The sequence below is a fragment of the Tenacibaculum piscium genome (assembly GCF_021390715.1).
Lineage (GTDB): Bacteria > Bacteroidota > Bacteroidia > Flavobacteriales > Flavobacteriaceae > Polaribacter > Polaribacter piscius.
Genome location: NZ_JAJGWT010000001.1, coordinates 371,573 through 391,396, shown reverse-complemented (window position 1 = coordinate 391,396; position 19,824 = coordinate 371,573). Strand labels below are relative to the sequence as shown.

Below are 19,824 nucleotides of genomic sequence, written 5' to 3'. Positions count from 1 at the left end.
TTTCAAAGAAATTATTCGTGATTTTTGTCGTTTAATTATTTTACTTTTGCCCTTATGAAAAGAATTTTTGTAGTATTTTTTTGTTTATTAGGAACTCAATTGTTTTATGCTCAAATAAGACAACTAAATAATGGTTTGGGAGATTTTAATCAGCAAAATCAAGGAAATCAAAGAAATCAAACAGGTTTTAATCAAAATTTAGATTCTATTTCTGATGCTGAAATCAGCGTACAACTCAACGGAAAAACTAAATATACCGACTATAAAATACTATCATTTAAAAATGATACTACTATTGTTGATACTACTTTAACTTTAAAAAAACATTATAAATTCAATCTTTTAAGAAAAGATAATTTTGAATTGTTAGAATTTCATAATCAAGGACAAACATTCACGAATTTAGGCTATAATTTTACGGATATTTCTCAATTTCCTGATATTGGTTTTCGTGCTAAGCATTTCAATTTTTTCGAAAAAGAAGATGTTAATTATTATCACGTTCCAACGCCCACCACCGAAGCAATGTACAGAACAGGTTTGGAGCAAGGGCAGGTGTTAGATATTTTATTTACCACTAATTTTTCAAAACGATTCAATGTCGGAGTTGCTTATAAAGGACTTCGTTCCTTAGGAAACTATAGACGTTCCTTAGTGAGTTCTGGAAATTTTCGATTAAGTTTCAGATACGAAAGTCCTAAAGGAAATTATGCAATCAGAGGGCAGGCGGTGAATCAAGATATTTTAAATCAGGAAAACGGCGGTTTAACCAGCGATGCTTTACAAGCTTTTTTAGATGATGATCCTACTTTTAGTGAAAATAGAGGTAGGCTAGATGTTGCCTTAAATGATGCCGAAAATAAATTAGATGCAAAGCGTTTATATTTTGAACATACGTTCAAATTATTAGCTTCAAAAGATAGTGTACGACAACAAGATTTTTCAAATTTAAAAATCGGACATTCTTTTACTAGAGAATCAAAACATTACACATTTACGCAAATTACGGCAACGCCTATTGTTTTCGGAAATACTATTTTAGCTAATAATATCAATGATAAAACCGATTATTTACGTTATAATAATACTGTTTTTTTAGATTTTAATTCGAAATATATTTTAGGAAAATTCAGCGTAAAAACAGGCTACACAACGTATAATTATGGCTACGAAAATTTACAAAATAATTTGGTAGGCATCACTAAAAATAAATTAATAGGAAAGGCAGTTTCTTTTGGAGCGAGTTGGAATGGAAAAATTAAGAACTTTCATGTAAATGCGATTGCAAACCTAACGCCAGGTAGCGGACGGCTTTCTGGAAATAATTTAAAAGCCGAAGCTTTTTACAAAAAAGATAGTCTTATCACTTTAAAAGCGCATCTAGAAATCAGTAATAAATTACCGAATTTTAATTTTTTATTGCATCAAAGTAGTTATAACGACTATAATTGGGAACATAATTTTGAATCGGTAGGTACTAGAAATTTAGGTGGAACTTTAACATCGAAATGGATAAATGGTTCTTTGGATATTACAAATATTGATAACTATACCTATTTTGATGAAAATAATTTGCCAAAACAATTTTCAGGAAGTGTGAATTATCTAAAAGCAAAAGTTTCAAAAGAGTTTACTTTCGGGAAATTTGCGTTGGATAATACCTTGATGTATCAAAAAGTAGCCAATGGAAATGAGGTTTTCAGAGTGCCAGATTTTGTAACACGAAACACATTTTATTATTCCGATAATTGGTTTAAAGGAAAGCCGTTATTTGTACAAATAGGAGCGACGTTTAAATACTTTTCGAAGTATAAAATGAATGCGTATAATCCATTATTAGCCGAATTTACGTTGCAAAATGATACGGAAATCGGTTTTCCAACAGTTGATTTATTTGTAAATGCAAGAGTTCGTAGAACTCGAATTTATTTTAAAGCAGATAATATCAGTTCTTTTGTGTTGGATAAAAATTATTTATCAGCACCAAATCATCCGTATCGAGATTTTGTAATTCGTTTTGGGGTGGTTTGGAATTGGTTTATTTAAGCTCTAATTTTTTGCGTAATTTGAGACTAAACTTCGTAAATAGAAATTACTTTTTTCTTTTTATTTTCTTCTTATTTTCAAATCTAAATTCAAATAACTCTTGTAGTTTATTTGTTGTTTTTTCTTTCCATTGAGCTATTTTTTCCTGATTTTTACCATTTTCAGTTTCTCTCATTAGTAATAATCTTTGTTCAGAAAATTCAGTCATTATTTCGTTACTGATTTTATTTATAATATCAAAACCTTTGGATATTTTCCATTTATTTATAAATAATCTCTTTCTAAATTTTCGTGCGTGAATTTCAGAAATATCAAATTGAATTTGCTGAAGTTCAATTCGTTTATTAATATTCTTAACTTTTGTTGTATCTATCCAAGAGGCATTGCCTAAAAATATATTTTCAATTTTATTATTAAGATTTCGTTTCAAAAAGTCAAACCCTTGTGCTGAAGAAGAAATTACAAATTGGCTGTAAATACCTTCATTATTTTGGTCGTTAATTTTTATTTTAAAATCATCAATTGTTAGTTTTTTTTCAGAACTCCATCTTTTCTGTCCATCTTGTAATTTCTGTCCAAAACTTAAATTTAAGCATACAATACTTAGTATAATTCCTAAAATTTTTTCTTTCATTTTTGATTTATTTTAACTTTTGTGGCATTTTTTTTTATTTTGAGGTCTTACTTTGATGTTTTGGCAAGTTCTCTAATTTTAATTCTGAAGGCGGCAAAAAGTAAGGTCATAAATGGGCTTAACCAGTTGAACATTGCAAAGAAAGCATAATCAACCACAGGTACACCTAACACGCCCGAATGATACGCTCCACAAGTATTCCAAGGAATTAAAACCGAAGTTACCGTTCCTGAATCTTCTAAAGTTCTACTTAAATTTTCAGGAGCTAATCCTTTATCTCGATACGCTTTTGCATACATTTTTCCTGGAACTACAATCGCTAAATATTGGTCAGAAGCCGTAAAATTCAATCCGATACAGGTAGCAACCGTACTGGCAAATAATCCAAAAACAGAATCAAATAAACCGAGCATAAAACTACTTATTCTTGCTAATGCACCAATGGCGTCCATAATTCCACCGAAAACCATCGCTAAAAGAATCAACCAAACCGTTCCTAGCATTTTTTTCATCCCGCCTGCGGTAAATAAATCTTTTAAAACTTCATTATCCGTAGCCACAGAAGTTTCTACAGTAATTGCTTGCATCACGCCTTTATATGCCGATTTAAAATCTAAATTCTGTACGCCAGCAATTTGCGCCACTACATCTGGTTGAAAAATTAAAGCGAAAATTCCTCCTAAAACAGTACCTCCTAATAAGGCAATTAAAGGCGGTGTTTTTTTAACAATCAGTAAAATTACAAAGGCTGGAACTAAAAATAACCACGGGGTAATATTAAATGCTTTGTCAATATCAGCAAGCATATTTTGCGTGTCGGCTTCGCCTGTTGCTGTTTGGGTAAATCCTAAGATGATAAAAAATATCATTGTAATTATAAAAGTAGGGATTGTTGTGTACGTCATATAACGGATATGTGTAAATAAATCCGTTCCTGCCATTGCCGGTGCTAAATTTGTGGTATCGGACATTGGTGACATTTTATCACCAAAATAAGCACCCGATAAAACAGCTCCAGCGGTCATTCCTAATGAAATTCCTAAAGCATCACCAATACCAATTAAGGCGATACCAACGGTTGCTGAAGTTGTCCAAGAACTTCCTGTGGCAATCGAAATTATCGCACTGATTATTAAACATGCCACTAAAAATATCGTCGGATTTAAAACTTGTAATCCGTAATAAATCATCGAAGGAATAATGCCACTAATTAGCCAAGTTCCAGCTAAAGAACCAACCATCAGTAAAATTAAAATAGCGCCTGCGGTCGATTTGATATTTTCCGCAACTTCTTCCATCATTCTTTGGTAAGAGACCTTATTTTTAAAACCGACAATTGCCGCCACAGCTCCTCCTAATAATAATATAAATTGATTACTTCCACTTAACGCATCATCACCATATACAAAAACATTATACGCCAACATTATGATTAAAGCCAATACAGGAATTAAGGCTTCCCATATATTTAGCTCTTTATTTTCAATAATTTTTTGGTCTTGAATTTTAATTTCACTGATGTTTTTGTCTTCGTGCATTTATAGTATTTTTAGATATGTAATGTTACGATTTTACTAAGAATTACACAAATAGAATCCGTTTACAACATTATCGATAGATAAATTACACTAATTTGTTTATTTTGATGAATTTTTATCAGAAGATAATTATTGAATTATATCAAAAAAATAGCCTTGAAATTTTAAATTTCAAGGCTATTTTTATAGTATTAATAGGTTTTTAAAAAAGCTATTTTATTTTGATAATTCGGTGAAATATTGATAAAAATAAGGGATTGTTTCAATTCCTTTTAAGTAATTCCAAACGCCAAAATGTTCGTTTGGTGAGTGAATGGCATCAGAATTTAAACCGAATCCCATTAAAATACTTTTACTATTTAATTCTTGTTCAAATAACGAAACGATAGGAATACTTCCTCCGCTACGTTGTGGAATTGGTGTTTTTCCAAAGGTTTTGGTATAGGCTTTACTTGCCGATTTATAACCGATATTATCGATTGGCGTAACATACCCTTGTCCTCCGTGATGCGGTGTAACTTTTATTTTCACGGATTTTGGAGCAATACTTTCGAAATGATTTTTAAACAATTCGGTAATTTCTTTCCAATCTTGATTTGGCACTAAACGCATTGATATTTTGGCGTATGCTTTTGATGCGATAACAGTTTTTGCACCTTCGCCTGTGTAGCCTCCCCAAATTCCGTTTACATCTAAAGTAGGGCGGATTGCGTTGCGTTCATTCGTTGTGTAGCCTTTTTCCCCGTGAACTTCTTCGATGTCTAGGGCTTTTTTATACGCATCTAAAGAAAAGGGAGCTTTTGCCATTTCAGCACGTTCTTCTGCGGATAATTCCTCTACAGTATCGTAAAAACCAGGGATAGTAATATGATTATTCTCATCTTGTAAAGAGGCAATCATTTTGGTTAAAATATTAATAGGATTTGCCACAGCTCCTCCGTATAAACCTGAATGTAAATCTCTATTTGGTCCTGTAACTTCTACTTCTACATAACTTAAACCACGTAATCCTGTAGTTATTGATGGAATATCATTGGCAATCATTCCTGTATCAGAAATTAAAATGACATCGTTGGCTAATTTTTCTTTATTTCGAGGAACAAACCAAGCTAAACTTTCAGAACCAACTTCTTCTTCACCTTCAATCATAAATTTGACATTACAAGGTAAATTTCCTGTGTTTGTCATGTATTCTAATGCTTTTACGTGCATATACATTTGTCCTTTATCATCACAAGCCCCACGAGCAAAAATTGCTCCTTCAGGATGAATTGCTGTTTTTTTGATGACAGGTTCAAACGGAGGCGAAGTCCATAATTCGATAGGGTCAGCAGGTTGTACATCATAATGACCGTAAATTAAAATTGTTGGTAACTTTGGGTCGATAATTTTTTCGGCATAAATAATAGGGTAGCCTGGTGTTTCACAAATTTCTACGGTATCACAACCTGCTTTTTCCAAACTATTTTTAACAAAATCGGCGGTATTTAATACGTCTTTTTTGTAGGCAGGGTCGGCACTTATAGAAGGAATTTTTAATAAATCGATAAGTTCATTTATAAATCTATCTTTATGTTGAGCAATGTATTTTTGTACGTTTTCCATCTGTTGTTATTTGATTTAACAAAAATAATAAAAATTTTGTGCTTCTGCTTTGTAGTTTCGAAGTATTGTTTATATTTGCACCCACAATTACCTAGTACGCGGGAGTGGTGGAATTGGTAGACACGCTAGACTTAGGATCTAGTGCCGAAAGGTGTGAGAGTTCGAGTCTCTTCTCCCGTACTTAAATTATTAAAACCCTTAATTCTTTTGAATTAAGGGTTTTTTGTTTTTATCTAAAACTCCATGCTTTATAATTTGATGAGCGTTCTAATTTATCTTCAATATTGTCAGGTAATTCAGGGAAAAAATCGATACCTGTTTTTGCTTCTAATTCATCAATAGAAACTACAAATTCGTATAGTGGTCTTTTACTTTTTTTATGAGGCATTAAAAAAGCGATGGCTTTGATTTCAGGTTTTGTATAATCTAAAATTATTTTATAAAATTCTTTCGGAATCGATACTTTTTCTTTTCCAATGGTTCTTAATTTATCATTTAGAATACCACCTGTAATTACGTATATATTATCATGTTTCTTTGCCCAATAACGTGTTTTTTCTTCTAATCTTAGCCAAATTCCAGCATTAAAACTATGTCTTTGTGGTGTAACATTAGAGGTGTAAAAAGTTTCATTATATGCTTCTACGGAATACTTTTTATCGGCAGCAGGACATAAATGACCTTTATCGTATCCTGATTTTTTATAGCTTTTATAATTTGCAGATCTTGTTTTTACTTTGGGATCATTAATAAAATAAGGACGCTTAATTTTAGTGGTATGAATATCGTTTTTACTTAAAGAATACGCTACCCATTCGGCTTGTTCATGTTTTTCGTTGTACGATAATTGATATCCATCATGCTTTACAACAACGCCCGTTGTAGAGGTTGGTAAATAATTAAAACCACTAGGATTACGGGTTGTTTGTGTAATATCGATAGCAGTATCATCAGGATTTGGTTTTAATAAGCATCCAGAAATAAGGACAATAATTGCTACGAATAATTTTATTTTTTTAGAGATACTCATTAAATATTCTTTACTATTATTTTAGTTGTTTTTTAAGATAATTTCTTGAAAATCAGCTGTTTTTTCAACTTGGTTAAAAATTGTTTGAAATTTTACAGGAGGTACTGATAATTTTCTTTTTACTAAATCTAACCAAGCTCCATACACGGTAATTACTGCGGATAAATCGCCTTTTTCATTAAAAACTTCATGTTGAATTTTCCAACGTTCACCTTTGTTTGATAATCCAATAATTTTTAAATTTACCGAAATATCAGTTCCCATGTGAACTTCACGTAAAAATTTGGTATTTTCTTCAAATAAAATAGGACCTGTTTTTTCTTTGGTAAAATCTTGAATGGTAATATTATGTTCTTTAAAAAAACGCAATCGAACTTCGGCTGCATAATCGTTGTATGCAGTGTGTCGCATATGAATATTGGCATCAAAATCTGCCCATCGTGTTTTGAATTGTACGCTAAAACTCATCTGTTATTTTTTGATAACAAAAGTACATCATAATTTATAATATTAAAATTCAGTCAAACTGTTTTCAAAAATCATTTTTAATAATGGATTATCTGCGTTTTTTATATAAATAAAAACGTATGCCTGTTATGTAGAGAATCAGTGGTATAAAGCCTGTAATAAAAACTAAAATACGATGAAAAAAACCAAATGATTCGCCAATATGAATTGGATACATTTGTGCTGTTATTCTCAAAGATAATGGATTTTTATAAAAGGAATTTATCTTAACTATTGTTAAATTTTTATCTGTAAAAATATCTGTTGATTTTCTAAGTCCACTTTCAATTTTAAGCGTATTTATAAACCTAAATCGATACTGTTCCTTTTTTTTTGAAGGATAATATATTGACCAAAGTTTATCATCAGGAAATAATCTTTTTGTTTGCTTTTCAATATCGAAAAAATCACCGATGTTGGTTTTATGAATACTAGAATTTTCTGCTATTTTATAGGCTGGTAATACCGATAATAATGTTCTATATTCTTTATAAAAAGTAAAATATGCTCCTGAAAAAGAAAGCGTTATTAATGGAATTATAAAATAAATTCCTGCTACTTTATGCAAATTATAATTAAATTTCTTTTTAGAAGAATACCAATTTATCGTAAACCCTTTTTTCCATCTTCTCTTATAACTTCTGTGCCACAATAAAAACCCTGAAATTAATATCAAAAAGCAAAAAATAAGAGATGATATTCCTATAATATAACTTCCATAAGGTTTAAAACATAAATTTCTATGAAGTTGTAACAGTGTTTTAAAAAAGGAGTTTGTTTTTAAATTACTTCCTAAATAAACACCCTTTTCAGGATGATAATAAGAAGTTGTTCCGTTTAAAAAAGTTAAAATAATGTAATTATTTTTTCGATAAGGAAGTTGTATCTTTTTTATAGAATCACCATGTATTTCTGTTAGTTTAGCGACTGTCTGAATATTTTTTTGATAAGATATTTTTGTTTTATCAAAAGTATCAATATGTAATTCTTTAGCTGTTAAATAAGAAGATATTTCAGGTTGCCAGACATATAAAGCACCTGTAATTCCTGAAAAAGAGACAATAGCTCCAACGGTTAAACCAAGCCATAAATGAAGTGTTTTAATTATTTTATAAGGTTTCATTTGCTAGGTATTATGTTACACTATTTATTAGAAAAAGCGAATGAAAATCATTCGCTTTTTATTTTGATAAAATTACTTATTTGAATTCTTCACGAGTTAAAATTCATAAACTACGCCTAATTTGGCATTTATTCCTTCTCCTGCGGTAGTTTGAGTTTTTAATGGTGCAGCCCATTGTGCTCTTGCAGGTAAAAAGAATTTATTTAATAGGTTATTTACGGCAACGGATAATTTTATATTATTTTTTATCGTGTATGTACTTGAAAAATTAAGCATTGTGTATCCTTTTACAGGTACTTCTCTGTAAGTATACGAATATATACCTGCTTTTTCCTTCGGATTAAATCGATTGCGATTTCCTGTATAAATTAAACGCACTGATGATGTTAGTTTTTTTATTGGTTTAATAGTAATGTAAGCAGTTGTTTTAGGTGCAGAAATAACATCTCCTCCGATATAACTTAAATCATTTGGATTTTCAGGAGTATGTTTTAATCCTTCAACAAAAGAGTAAGAACCACCAAATTGTAATTTATCATTTAAGAAAGTAAAATCGGTAGCTACTTCAGCTCCATATATTTTTTGTGGATTTTTAGATTGTTCAAATCGATTAATATCATCATTAAAAATAAGTCCTAATCCGAAGTTTGAATTGCTGTAAAAACCTACTGCTTCAAAACGAATATGTTTAAATTTTGATAAAAATCCAAATTCGTAATTATTTGTTTTAATTGCGTTAATATCTAAAATATTTACATTATTAGCTTTTGCTGTTCTTAATGTTCTACCTAAATCAGGTAAAGAAAATCCTTGAGAATAACTTGCATAAGGTATAAATTCATCATTTTTAATATATCTAATTCCGATGTTTATAGCAGTATTTTTAAAATCTAAATCACCACCAATAACATTAATAGGATTTGTAAAATTGCCATCAAATTTAGATGAATACGGAAGTGTTGTAAAATCTTTAATACTCAATTTCATTGCATCATAACGAATACCTGTTTTTAATACCCAATCTTGATGATATTTAAATTTAGCTTGTAAATATGGAGCGTAGCTAAATAAATCTAAATTAGGAACCCATAAGCGTCCATCTAATAATCCTTGATTTGTTTTATCTTTTAAAACATCGACACCATAAGTAAAAGAGGTGTTTATAGCTGAGTTAGTATTTAAAACAGTATGAAAATTGGGTCTAAAGCCTATTTTTTCTGAGTTTACAACAGATTGTCCGCCTCCAACAAATGATTGAGAGTAAAAAAATATATTTTTACTTTTTTGATAAAATATATCGGTATCTAAATTTGTTGTACCGTTAAAAATATCAGATAATTCATGTTTTAATTGTGCATTTGTAGTGGTAACTCCTGTTTCACTTCCTAGTATTGGATTTGTTGATGTTGGTAATATTCCTTTTCCTGGAGTTATTTTGTAATCTCCTTCTTTATTGAATACGGTTATTGATCCTAATGTAGCAACAAAAGGAGATTTTTGACGAGTTTGATAATGATTCGTCATTAAACTTAATTTTTGGTTGTCATTAAGTTGGTATCCTACTTTTAACAATCCGCTAAATGTTTTGGTGTTATCTAAACCATAAGTAGGCAATAATACATCAGCATTTGCATCATATTTATTACCCGTTTGTTCGAAACTTCCAGAGGCAAAATATGAAAATTTATTAATATTTCCAGATAAAGATTGATACGCTCCCCATCCTAACGCATCTTTAGTTTTAGTTAGATTTGCCGTTTGCCACAAGTTTGTTGTACCGCTTAATTTTTTATATTTATGTGGTTTTTTAGTAATATAGTTTACAATACCACCATCTCCACCGTTACCGTAAATAGCAGTAGCTCCTTTTATAACTTCAACTTTAGCAATATCATTTGGGTTTAATGATTTCAATCCTACTTTCGCATTTCTAAGAGGAGTAGATTGTGGTATTCCATCGACCATTACAAGTAATTGTCTTCCTCGAAGTGTTTGTCCCCAGTTAGAATAGCTTCCAGTACTAGATGCTAAACCAGGAACCGAAAATTCTAAAATATCATTAATATTACTAGTTGTGGTATTTAATTTTTCTAACTCTTTTGTTCCTATAATTGTTATAGAAGCGGGTATTTCTGATATTTTTTCTGAAGTTCTTCCTGCAGAAATAACAACTTCATCTAATTTACTAGAATCTTCTTCTAAAGTTATGTTTAGGATTGTCGTATTTTTATTGATAATGATATTTTTAACTTCTGTTTTGTATCCTAAAGATTGAAATGTAATTAAATATGGTGTTTTTTCTAAGTTTTTTAATTCGTATTTTCCATCAAGATTTGTTGTTGTTCCTTTTTCTATTTTTTTTATAAAAATAGAGCTTCCTACAATTGGTTCTCCATGTTTATCGGTAATCGTTCCTGTTAATACATTTTGTGAGTAGGCACTGAGTATTGAGAATAATGTTATAAATAAAATTTTATATACTTTCATTTTGGTTATTTTTGGATGCAAAAATATGAATTATTCTTATTTAGAGTAAATAAAAATAATTATATTTTATCCTTTCACATCCAAGGCATCCCGAAGTGTATTTCCGATAAGCATAAAAGCCATGACCAAACTCATAATTGCGAATCCAGGAATTAAGGCTAAAAAAGGTTTTCCTAAAATGATATAATTATAATGATTTTTAATCATTGCACCCCAAGATGGCGTTGGCGGTTGTGCGCCAATTCCTAAGAAACTCAAGCCACTTTCAATTAAAATTGCACCTGCAAAATTGGCGGCAGATATTACAATAATCGGTGCTAAAATATTAGGTAAAATATGCTTGAAAATAATTCTAAAATCAGAAAAACCTAAGGCTTTAGCGGCTTCTACATATTGTTGTTGTTTGGTGGTAATTACTTGTCCACGTACGACTCGTGCGACTTCTACCCACATGGTTAACCCCACGGCGATAAATACTTGCCAAAATCCTTTTCCCAAGGCTAAAGTGATGGCAATCACTAATAATAAGGTTGGAATCGACCATGTTATATTGATAATCCACATGATAAAAGCATCTATTTTTCCGCCAAAATATCCTGCAATTGCTCCCATCGGAATTCCGATTAAAAGCGAGATGAAAACAGCGATAAAACCAATGAAAAATGAAATTCTTGCCCCGATTAATAATCTGCTTAATAAATCGCGTCCATATTTATCGGTTCCAAACCAAAATGTTTTTTGTTGAATATATTTTTCAGGATGATTTTTAAATTCTTTTTGAAATAAAGAAATCAGAATTATTTTTGATAAATTATCGGAATATTTTACAATTTCTAATTGATTTTCTTTTATTTGATACGATTTTATAGGAATTTCGGTAGGAATATTTTTTTTTCCATCCATAAAAACGGAAAACCACGATTCTTTTTCTGTTGATTTTGATGGAATTTGAAGCATCAATACTGAAAACAAAGGCGGTTTTGAATGAATTTCTAAATGCATTTGATTTGCTGAATTACTATTGTCAGGAGCAATTACGTAACAAAAAACAGCCATACATCCGCAGAAAAGTATAAACAAAAAGCTAAAAATACCCGTTTTACTTCGGATAAATTTTCGCATTGCTAATTGCCATAAAGAACCATTTTTTTTAGAATTCAGCATCAAAATAAATGATTATTGTTTAAGTGTTGAAATATCTGTTCCTGTTGGATTTTCAAAAATTTCTAAGTTAAAATAAGGAACACTCGCTAAAATATGGTCAAAAATATCAGCCATATCTCGTTCATAAGCAATCCACGATTTGTTTTTACAAAACGCATAAATTTCCAGCGGAATCCCATTTTCGGTAGGTTGCAATTGACGCGACATAAATAATAATTCTTGATTTATCTTCGGATGTAGTTTTAAATATTCGTCTAAATATTTACGAAACATTCCGAAATTTGTCAAATTCCTACCGTTAATCAAAATAGATTTATCAATATTATTTGCTGAATTATAGGTTTTTACATCATTGTAAGCTGTTGTTACATACTCTTTTAACAAGGCTATTTTCTTATAATCGGCAACTTCTTCATCCGTTAAAAAGTGAATGCTATTTATTTTAATAAGTACTGAACGTTTTATTCTACGTCCGCCAGAATTATCCATCGCACGCCAGTTTTTAAAGGATTCAGAAATCAATGAATAGGTAGGAATACTCGTTACAGTATTGTCGAAATTTTGAACAATTACTGAGGCTAAATTAATCGCCGTTACGTTTCCATCGGCATTGTATTTGTCAATCGTAATCCAATCATTTAAACGCACGGTGTCGTTTACTGTTATCTGAATACTCGCTACAAAACCTAAAATAGTATCCTTAAAAATAAGTAATAATACTGCCGAAAAAGCTCCTAAAGCGGTTAAAAAACGAATCAGTGGTTTGCCTGTAATTATTGAAAAGGAAATGATAAAGCCAATAATCCATAAAATAATCATGAAAATTTGAACATAACTCTCCAAAGGCTTGTCTTTAAAGGCAATTAAAGTGCGTAAAAAATCTTTAATAGTCAATAAAACACTTCGGATAAACCAAATAATCGAAAATAAAATAGCTAAATTAATAAATCGCTGTCCGTAGTTTAACGAATTTGGAAAATCAACTAAAATAGCAGAAAGTAATGAGTACAAAAATATAAACGCAAAAATTCGTGAAATATTTAAAAATACTCGATTCTCCAGTAGAAAATCATCAAAATTATTTTTTGTTTTGACAACTAATTTTTTTATAAATCGTGTTCCGTAATGACGAAATAATTTAAAAAAGATATAGCCTAAAATTCCGACAACAAGTAAATTAGCGATCAAATTTAAGTTGATTGCTAATGTTTCTGATATTGAAAAATAATTCTTGAATAGTCGATAAAAAGATTTAGTTATCATAGTTTTATTTGAATCTCAAAATTGAACATCAAAAGTAGGTATTTATTAGGCAACTTTTAAACTGATTTTTCAGTATTCTTAATCCTTTTAAAAAGCAACAAATTAAGAATGATTTTAAAAATGTGTATGTTTGTAATGCAAAAAATAAAGAGTAGATACATACAATATAAAAAATTAATAAAAAATGAAAGCATATATTTTTCCTGGTCAGGGAGCGCAGTTTACAGGAATGGGATTGGATTTATATGAGAAATATCCGATAGCTCAAGAACTTTTTGAAAAAGCCAATGATATACTCGATTTTAGTATTACTGATGTAATGTTTGAAGGTTCTGCAGAATCTTTGAAACAAACAAAAGTAACGCAACCCGCTATTTTTTTACATTCGGTAATTTTAGCAAAGGTTTTAGGTGATACTTTTCAGCCAGAAATGGTCGCAGGACATTCGTTAGGAGAATTATCGGCATTGGTTGCAAATGGTGTTTTATCTTTTGAAGATGGCTTAACTTTAGTTTCAAAACGAGCTTTGGCGATGCAAAAAGCCTGTGAAATAAAGCCGTCAACCATGGCAGCTGTTTTAGGTTTAGAAGATAAAATAGTGGAAGATATTTGTGCCGAAATTGATGGTGTAGTAGTGGCGGCAAACTATAATTGCCCTGGTCAATTAGTGATTTCTGGAGAAGTAACAGCTGTTGAAAAAGCCTGTGAAGTATTAACAGAAAAAGGTGCAAAAAGAGCGATTATGTTACCTGTTGGTGGGGCATTTCATTCACCAATGATGGAACCTGCTCGTGAGGAATTAGCAAAAGCAATTCAAGAAACTACTTTTAATACACCGACTTGTCCTGTGTATCAAAATGTAGTAGCGAAAGCAGTTTTAAATCCTGATGAAATTAAAGAAAATTTAATAGCACAATTAACCGCTCCTGTAAGATGGACGCAGTCTATTCAAGCAATGATTGCTGATGGTGGAACTGAATTTATTGAAGTTGGACCTGGGAAAGTATTACAAGGTTTGATGCGTAAAATTGATAGAAGTGTTACTGCAAGTGCGGCAGTTTTACCTGTAGAATCAACTGAAATTTAAGATTATTTCAATTAAATTTTAAGTGAATTTATACCAATAAAAAACCTCAAACTATTTAGTTTGAGGTTTTATGTTGTGTGCTAATATTATATTTCTAGCTATTTCAAGAAAATAAAATATTAGTTATTTTCGTAAAAAGTAACGGTTCCGCTATCTTCATTAGAAACTACTAATAAAGCTTTTCCTGTTGGGCTGTCTTCGGCAGATATTGCCAATAAACCTTCAGGACCTTCATCGCCATCGTGCGATAAAATGTTCAAAAATAGGGGTGAAGTTGGGTTGGTAACATCATACATTAAAACTTGATCGTTTCTTTCTAAACCAACAAATAAAATATAACGCTCATTTCCGATATTTAAAATCTCAACACTTTCAGGTTCAGCACCTTTGTCATCACTTCTTTTATCGTTATCATTAAAACGGCTTTGTGTAGCTTTTAATGTTTCGGTAGCAATACTATTTCCGCTATCGTATAAAAGTGTACCATTATCACCCGACCACACACTAAACGAACGTGCTCCATAACTATAAAGTTCTTCAAATTTCCCGTCATTATTGGCATCGCCTAAAGTAGTTGTTGTTTTTAAACGTCCTAAATTAGCTTTGTCTAAATAATTTAAAGAGGCATCAAAAACAGTTTCATCTAACGTTAAATCTTCCATTCGAACTTCTTCGCTAAAACCTTTATAATCTCTAGCATCTCCTTCATTTGCAGAGAAAATATAATCGATTCCGTTAATATTTGCATATTTAATAGCATCTGGTTGATAGATTCCTTTTACTGGCCAGTTTTTTAATTCTTTTTTATCGTCTTTATCACTGGCGTCCATGCTATTTTTAGCAAGATTATAATCTTTAAAACCTAATGGATAAATTGCTTCAATCGTTTTTGAGGCTAAATTTATTTTTGCGATTCCGTTATTTTCTTGCAGAGAAACCCAAGCTGTTTTTGAATCATCAGAAATAGCAATATATTCTGGTTCAACATCTTGCGATAAAGTAGCATTTGGTCCAAAAACTCTAAATCCTTTTGATGTTAAATCCTTTTTTTGAGCTTCGAAAGCATCAAAATTTAAGGTTGTTACGGCTTTACTTTTAATATTGATAATACTAATTGTTCCTTCAGGATCATTGGTATAGTCATCGTTTGGTTCGCCTTCATTTGCTGAAATAATTGTTTTTCCATCAGGAGAAAAAGCGACCATATCAGGCAATGCTCCTACGGTAAATTCACTAATTAAGGAATTATCCGAAGTATTGTACAATAAAATTTTTCCGTTATTTTGTTTGATAGTTGCTTCTACAGCAACGGCTAATTTTCCATCAAGAACGGCAACACTGTTTGGCGAACCATAACTCGTAAGATTTATGTTACTTTTTTTTGGATTATTGATGTCTGAAATATCGTTTATTGCTATTTGATTAGCTTCCACATTAACTGTAAATAATTTTTTCGATATTTTATCGAAAGCTGAAATTTCTGAAGCGCCTTCACCACCAATTTTGATACTTGTTTTATAACTAAAATTTACGTCTGTATTTATTGATTTTTTTACAGATTCGTCATCATTTTGACAGCCGATTGCCAAAACACTTAAAGTGCTTAAAATAATTTTTTGAAATGTTTTCATCAGTAATTTTTAGGTAGTTTTTAAAATTGTTTTTAAGTCGTTTTTATTGCTACAAAACTGATGTATTTCTTTGATATCAATGTTATGAAAACAGTAATTAATAGTCAATTTGATATTAATTACAAGATATTAAGTTGTATAAAAAATACGATACAATATTTTTATATCGCATCGTATTTTAGAAAAAATTATAAGGTTGAAAAATAAATTATATAAATTTTTTTACTGATTTTCTTGCCATTTCCAAGAAGATAATAAGGCTTCTTCTAAGGTTTTTTCGGTTTTCCAATTCAGTTCTTTATTAGCGATGGTGGTATCGGCATAAATTGCTTTTATATCTCCAGCTCTTCTTTTTACAATTTTATAATTTAGTTTTTTTTGGGTAGCTTTTTCAAAAGCATTAATAATTTCTAAAACAGAACTTCCTGTTCCTGTTCCAATATTAAAAAGTTCGAATTGTTGTTTATTTTTTTTATTTAATAAGCGTTCTAAAGCGATAATATGAGCTTTTGCTAAATCGACTACATGAATATAATCCCGAATTGCGGTTCCGTCAGGTGTATCGTAATCATCGCCAAAAACGGCTAATTCTTTTCTGATTCCTGCGGCAGTTTGGGTTACGTACGGAATTAAATTTTGAGGAACGCCGTTAGGGAGTTCACCAATTTTTGCACTTTCATGTGCGCCTATCGGATTAAAATAACGCAATGTAATGGCATTAAAATCATAAGCTTTACAACTTTCTTGAATAATTTCTTCACCAATTTGTTTGGTGTTTGCGTATGTTGAAGCGGCTTTATTAGAAGGAGTATTTTCAGTGATAGGCAATTTTTCAGGTGTTCCATAAGCCATACAAGAGGAACTAAAAATAAAATTATCTAGTTTTCTATTTCGGATTTCTTGCAATAAATAAATTAAGCTATTGATGTTATTTTCATAATAATCTAACGGATTTTGAACACTTTCACCAACGGCTTTAAAAGCGGCAAAATGAATAATTCCATCAACAGTATTGTTTTCAAAAAAAGTAGTAACGTTTTGTTTTACACGCAAATCAAATTGATGAAAATCAGGTTTTACGCCTGTTATTTCGGTAATTTTATCTAAAACCGCAATGTTGGAATTAGATAAATCATCAATAATAATAACTTTAAAACCTTTGTTTTGCAACTCGACAACGGTATGAGAACCGATAAATCCTAAACCGCCTGTAACTAATATCTTTTTCATGATTTTTGTTATTTTATTGTTCTTATTTTTTAAAGATTAGGCTTTTTAATATTTAAAAGTTCGAATATTTTTTCATCTTTTGGAGCTAGTAAAATCATATAAAATAAAAGGATAACACCAAAAAGAATAAAATCGGGTTTTAAAAGCAGTATCAAAAAACAAGCGATTTCTAATATCGCCCACTTAAAAATAGAAGCACGTTGATAAATATCAAATTTTTGTGTATCAGTAGTTTCTTTTTGTATGTTTTTTAAAATATTTTTAAACACAAAATTACTGATTACATAAGCTGTTGCGGGAATAAAAGAATAAATTAACGAGGCGTTATCGATTTCTAAATTTAAGATATTTTTAAAATCACCGATTAAAAAATATGCCAAAGTTACGCCTGCAACTAGTGCTAAATGAATTATTTTAAGTGTTTTTATTTTTTGATTCATGCTTTTTAATGACTGTTTTAGATAAAAAATTATAGCATTATTCTCCTATAAAATCTAAAATTGTTTTGGTGATGAAAGTTAACTGTTCTTCGTCTAATTCGGTGTGCATCGGCAATGAAATAACTTGTTCAATTAATTGATTAGTTACTTTAAAATCATCTTCATTGTAGCGTTCGTCTTTATAGGCTTTTTGGGCGTGTAAAGGCACGGGATAATAAATCGCATTTGGAATATTATTGTCTAATAAATGCTGATGTAATTCGTTGCGTTTTCCGTTGGTAATTCTCAAGGTATATTGATGAAAAACATGTGTTGAGAAATCGCTAATTGTTGGTGTTATAATGTTTAAATTAGTAGCAAAAGCATCAGAATAATAAGCGGCAGCTTTTCTACGAGCATCACAAAAACTATCTAATAATGGTAACTTTATTTGTAAAACTGCGGCTTGTAAACTGTCTAAACGAGAATTTACACCAACCACATCATGATAATAACGTTTGTACATTCCGTGATTTACAATTCCTCGAATGGTGTGTGCTAAATCATCATCATTGGTAAAAATTGCGCCACCATCACCATAACAACCTAAGTTTTTAGAAGGGAAAAAAGAAGTCGTTCCTACGTTTCCAATAGTTCCAGATTTCTTTTTTGTTCCGTCAGAAAATGTATAATCGGCACCAATTGCTTGGGCGTTATCTTCGATTACAAACAAATTATGTTCTTTCGCTATTTCCATTACGGCTTCCATATTGGCACATTGCCCAAATAAATGAACAGGTACAATAGCTTTTGTCTTTGGTGTAATCGCCTTTTTTAAAGCCTCAATATTGATGTTGAAAGTATCTAAATCTACATCAACTAAAACAGGCGTTAACTTTAATAATGCAATAACTTCTACGGTTGCAGCGAAGGTAAAATCGGCAGTAATTACTTCATCACCTTGTGCTAAACCCAACCCCATCATGGCGATTTGCAACGCATCAGTTCCGTTAGCACATGGAATTACGTGTTTTACATCTAAATATTTTTCTAAATCGGAAGCAAATCCTTTAACTTCAGGACCTCCAATATAGTAGGCAGTGTCTAAAACACTTTCAAAAGCTTTGTTTACTTGCGGTTTTATTTTTGCATATTGACCTTGTAGGTCAACCATTTGAATTTTTTTCATCAGAAAAATGAATTTGTTAAGCATCAAAAATACGAATTAAATTTCTCTTATCTTTGAAGAAAAGAGTTGATAAATAAGCGTATTTAAGGCTTTTTTTTATTGATATAATTTTTTATAGATGCTTATATTTCTTTATAAACTTCATTAAAAGGGATTCTAAAACGTTCGCCATATACGCCTTTTTCGGTTCGGATTCCACAGCTTACAATCATGTTAATTTCTGCACTTCGTGGGATGTTTAGTAACTGTTTTACACGCCAAGTATCGGCACCTTCCATAGGGCAAGTATCGTAGCCTTCTGCTGCCATTGAAAGCATAAAATTTTGTGCAGCCAATCCTGTTGATTTATGTGCTACAATTCGCATATCGCTATTGCGAACCTCTCGATATATTGGACGAAATAATCCTGTGATTAAAATAATTAGATATTTTAACCAACCAAAAATCCCCAAGAAATCAAAATAGGTAAACGGAATAATTTTACCGTAATAAGTTCGTGCCATTTTCTCTCGACTAGTTTGCTTTTCTTTGGGCGTATCTTTTCCAAAAGTAGCATCTAAAACGGCTAAATTTGCTTTTACACGTTTTTTCCAGACATCTTTTCGAGTTACAAAAACGACCAATTGTTGTGCTGTTTTAGCAGCATTTTGATTAAAACATAGTGGCGCCATTTTAGCAATTGTATCTTTTGAGGTAATATGATAAAATTCCCACAATTGCATATTGCTACTATTTGGAGCGAGTGTTGCTTGTTCGATACATTTTTTTACAATGCTACTTTCAATTGATTTTTCGGCGTCAAAAACTCTAACAGAACGCCTAAAGTTAATGGCTTGTGATACTGTTTTTTCTATCATTTTAGGTTGATTTA

16 protein-coding genes and 1 tRNA gene are annotated in these 19,824 nt (G+C 30.8%); 3 read left to right on the top strand and 14 right to left on the bottom strand.

All coding sequences use genetic code 11. The features are described 5' to 3' along the window. The first annotated feature begins 54 nt into the window (after positions 1–54). A complete protein-coding gene (locus L0U77_RS01770) occupies positions 55–2,046 on the top strand; it encodes a putative porin (protein ID WP_233900657.1) in 1,992 nt (663 codons plus the stop codon). Between the two features lie 46 nt (positions 2,047–2,092). Here the strand turns inward: L0U77_RS01770 and L0U77_RS01765 are convergent, their stop codons facing one another. The 3 genes from L0U77_RS01765 to L0U77_RS01755 form a co-directional block, all read right to left on the bottom strand. Continuing rightward, entirely contained in the window at positions 2,093–2,680 is a 588-nt protein-coding gene (locus L0U77_RS01765) for a hypothetical protein (RefSeq protein ID WP_101918122.1), read from the bottom strand. A 47-nt stretch (positions 2,681–2,727) separates the two neighbouring features. Then, complete coding sequence (nhaC, locus tag L0U77_RS01760) at positions 2,728–4,218, bottom strand: Na+/H+ antiporter NhaC (protein WP_233900656.1); 1,491 nt, start codon at positions 4,216–4,218, stop codon at positions 2,728–2,730. A gap of 216 nt (positions 4,219–4,434) precedes the next feature. Beyond that, positions 4,435–5,823 (bottom strand): dipeptidase, encoded by a 1,389-nt coding sequence (locus L0U77_RS01755; protein WP_233900655.1) that lies wholly within the window; start codon positions 5,821–5,823, stop codon positions 4,435–4,437. A gap of 98 nt (positions 5,824–5,921) precedes the next feature. On the opposite strand from L0U77_RS01755, the gene L0U77_RS01750 reads away from it, so the two are divergent. Further along, a tRNA-Leu gene (locus tag L0U77_RS01750) sits at positions 5,922–6,003 on the top strand. A 49-nt stretch (positions 6,004–6,052) separates the two neighbouring features. Here L0U77_RS01750 and L0U77_RS01745 read toward each other — a convergent pair. The 6 genes from L0U77_RS01745 to L0U77_RS01720 all read right to left on the bottom strand — a co-directional run bounded on the left by L0U77_RS01745 (position 6,053) and on the right by L0U77_RS01720 (position 13,397). After that, on the bottom strand, positions 6,053–6,853 hold the full coding sequence (locus L0U77_RS01745) for a DNA/RNA non-specific endonuclease (protein WP_233885840.1): 801 nt from the start codon (positions 6,851–6,853) through the stop codon (positions 6,053–6,055). Between the two features lie 21 nt (positions 6,854–6,874). Beyond that, on the bottom strand, positions 6,875–7,321 hold the full coding sequence (locus L0U77_RS01740) for an acyl-CoA thioesterase (protein WP_101918118.1): 447 nt from the start codon (positions 7,319–7,321) through the stop codon (positions 6,875–6,877). 88 nt (positions 7,322–7,409) lie between these two features. Continuing rightward, complete coding sequence (locus L0U77_RS01735; RefSeq protein ID WP_233898154.1) at positions 7,410–8,483, bottom strand: PepSY-associated TM helix domain-containing protein; 1,074 nt, start codon at positions 8,481–8,483, stop codon at positions 7,410–7,412. Between the two features lie 96 nt (positions 8,484–8,579). Then, entirely contained in the window at positions 8,580–10,970 is a 2,391-nt protein-coding gene (locus tag L0U77_RS01730) for a TonB-dependent receptor (protein ID WP_233900654.1), read from the bottom strand. Between the two features lie 66 nt (positions 10,971–11,036). Continuing rightward, positions 11,037–12,134 (bottom strand): ABC transporter permease, encoded by a 1,098-nt coding sequence (locus L0U77_RS01725; RefSeq protein WP_233900653.1) that lies wholly within the window; start codon positions 12,132–12,134, stop codon positions 11,037–11,039. 12 nt (positions 12,135–12,146) lie between these two features. Then, positions 12,147–13,397 (bottom strand): mechanosensitive ion channel family protein, encoded by a 1,251-nt coding sequence (locus L0U77_RS01720; RefSeq protein ID WP_233900652.1) that lies wholly within the window; start codon positions 13,395–13,397, stop codon positions 12,147–12,149. A 184-nt stretch (positions 13,398–13,581) separates the two neighbouring features. Here L0U77_RS01720 and fabD point away from each other — a divergent pair, with 184 nt between their 5' ends. Continuing rightward, the gene (gene fabD / locus L0U77_RS01715) at positions 13,582–14,484 is read left to right on the top strand and encodes an ACP S-malonyltransferase (RefSeq protein ID WP_233896844.1); all 903 of its coding nucleotides are present in this window, start codon (positions 13,582–13,584) and stop codon (positions 14,482–14,484) included. 119 nt (positions 14,485–14,603) lie between these two features. Here fabD and L0U77_RS01710 read toward each other — a convergent pair whose 3' ends face one another. The 5 genes from L0U77_RS01710 to L0U77_RS01690 form a co-directional block, all read right to left on the bottom strand. Then, complete coding sequence (locus L0U77_RS01710) at positions 14,604–16,115, bottom strand: choice-of-anchor I family protein (RefSeq protein WP_233900651.1); 1,512 nt, start codon at positions 16,113–16,115, stop codon at positions 14,604–14,606. 222 nt (positions 16,116–16,337) lie between these two features. Continuing rightward, positions 16,338–17,345, bottom strand: coding sequence for a UDP-glucose 4-epimerase GalE (gene galE / locus L0U77_RS01705; RefSeq protein WP_101918111.1), 1,008 nt, complete (start codon positions 17,343–17,345; stop codon positions 16,338–16,340). 29 nt (positions 17,346–17,374) lie between these two features. Then, entirely contained in the window at positions 17,375–17,785 is a 411-nt protein-coding gene (locus L0U77_RS01700) for an MFS transporter (RefSeq protein WP_101918110.1), read from the bottom strand. Positions 17,786–17,822: 37 nt separating this feature from the next. Beyond that, positions 17,823–18,953 carry a DegT/DnrJ/EryC1/StrS family aminotransferase gene (locus L0U77_RS01695; RefSeq protein ID WP_233896846.1) on the bottom strand — a complete coding sequence of 377 codons (1,131 nt, stop codon included), beginning with the start codon at positions 18,951–18,953 and terminating at the stop codon, positions 17,823–17,825. Between the two features lie 122 nt (positions 18,954–19,075). Further along, positions 19,076–19,810, bottom strand: a complete 735-nt coding sequence (locus L0U77_RS01690) for a nitroreductase family protein (protein WP_233896847.1) — start codon at positions 19,808–19,810, stop codon at positions 19,076–19,078. Between the last annotated feature and the right edge of the window lie 14 nt (positions 19,811–19,824).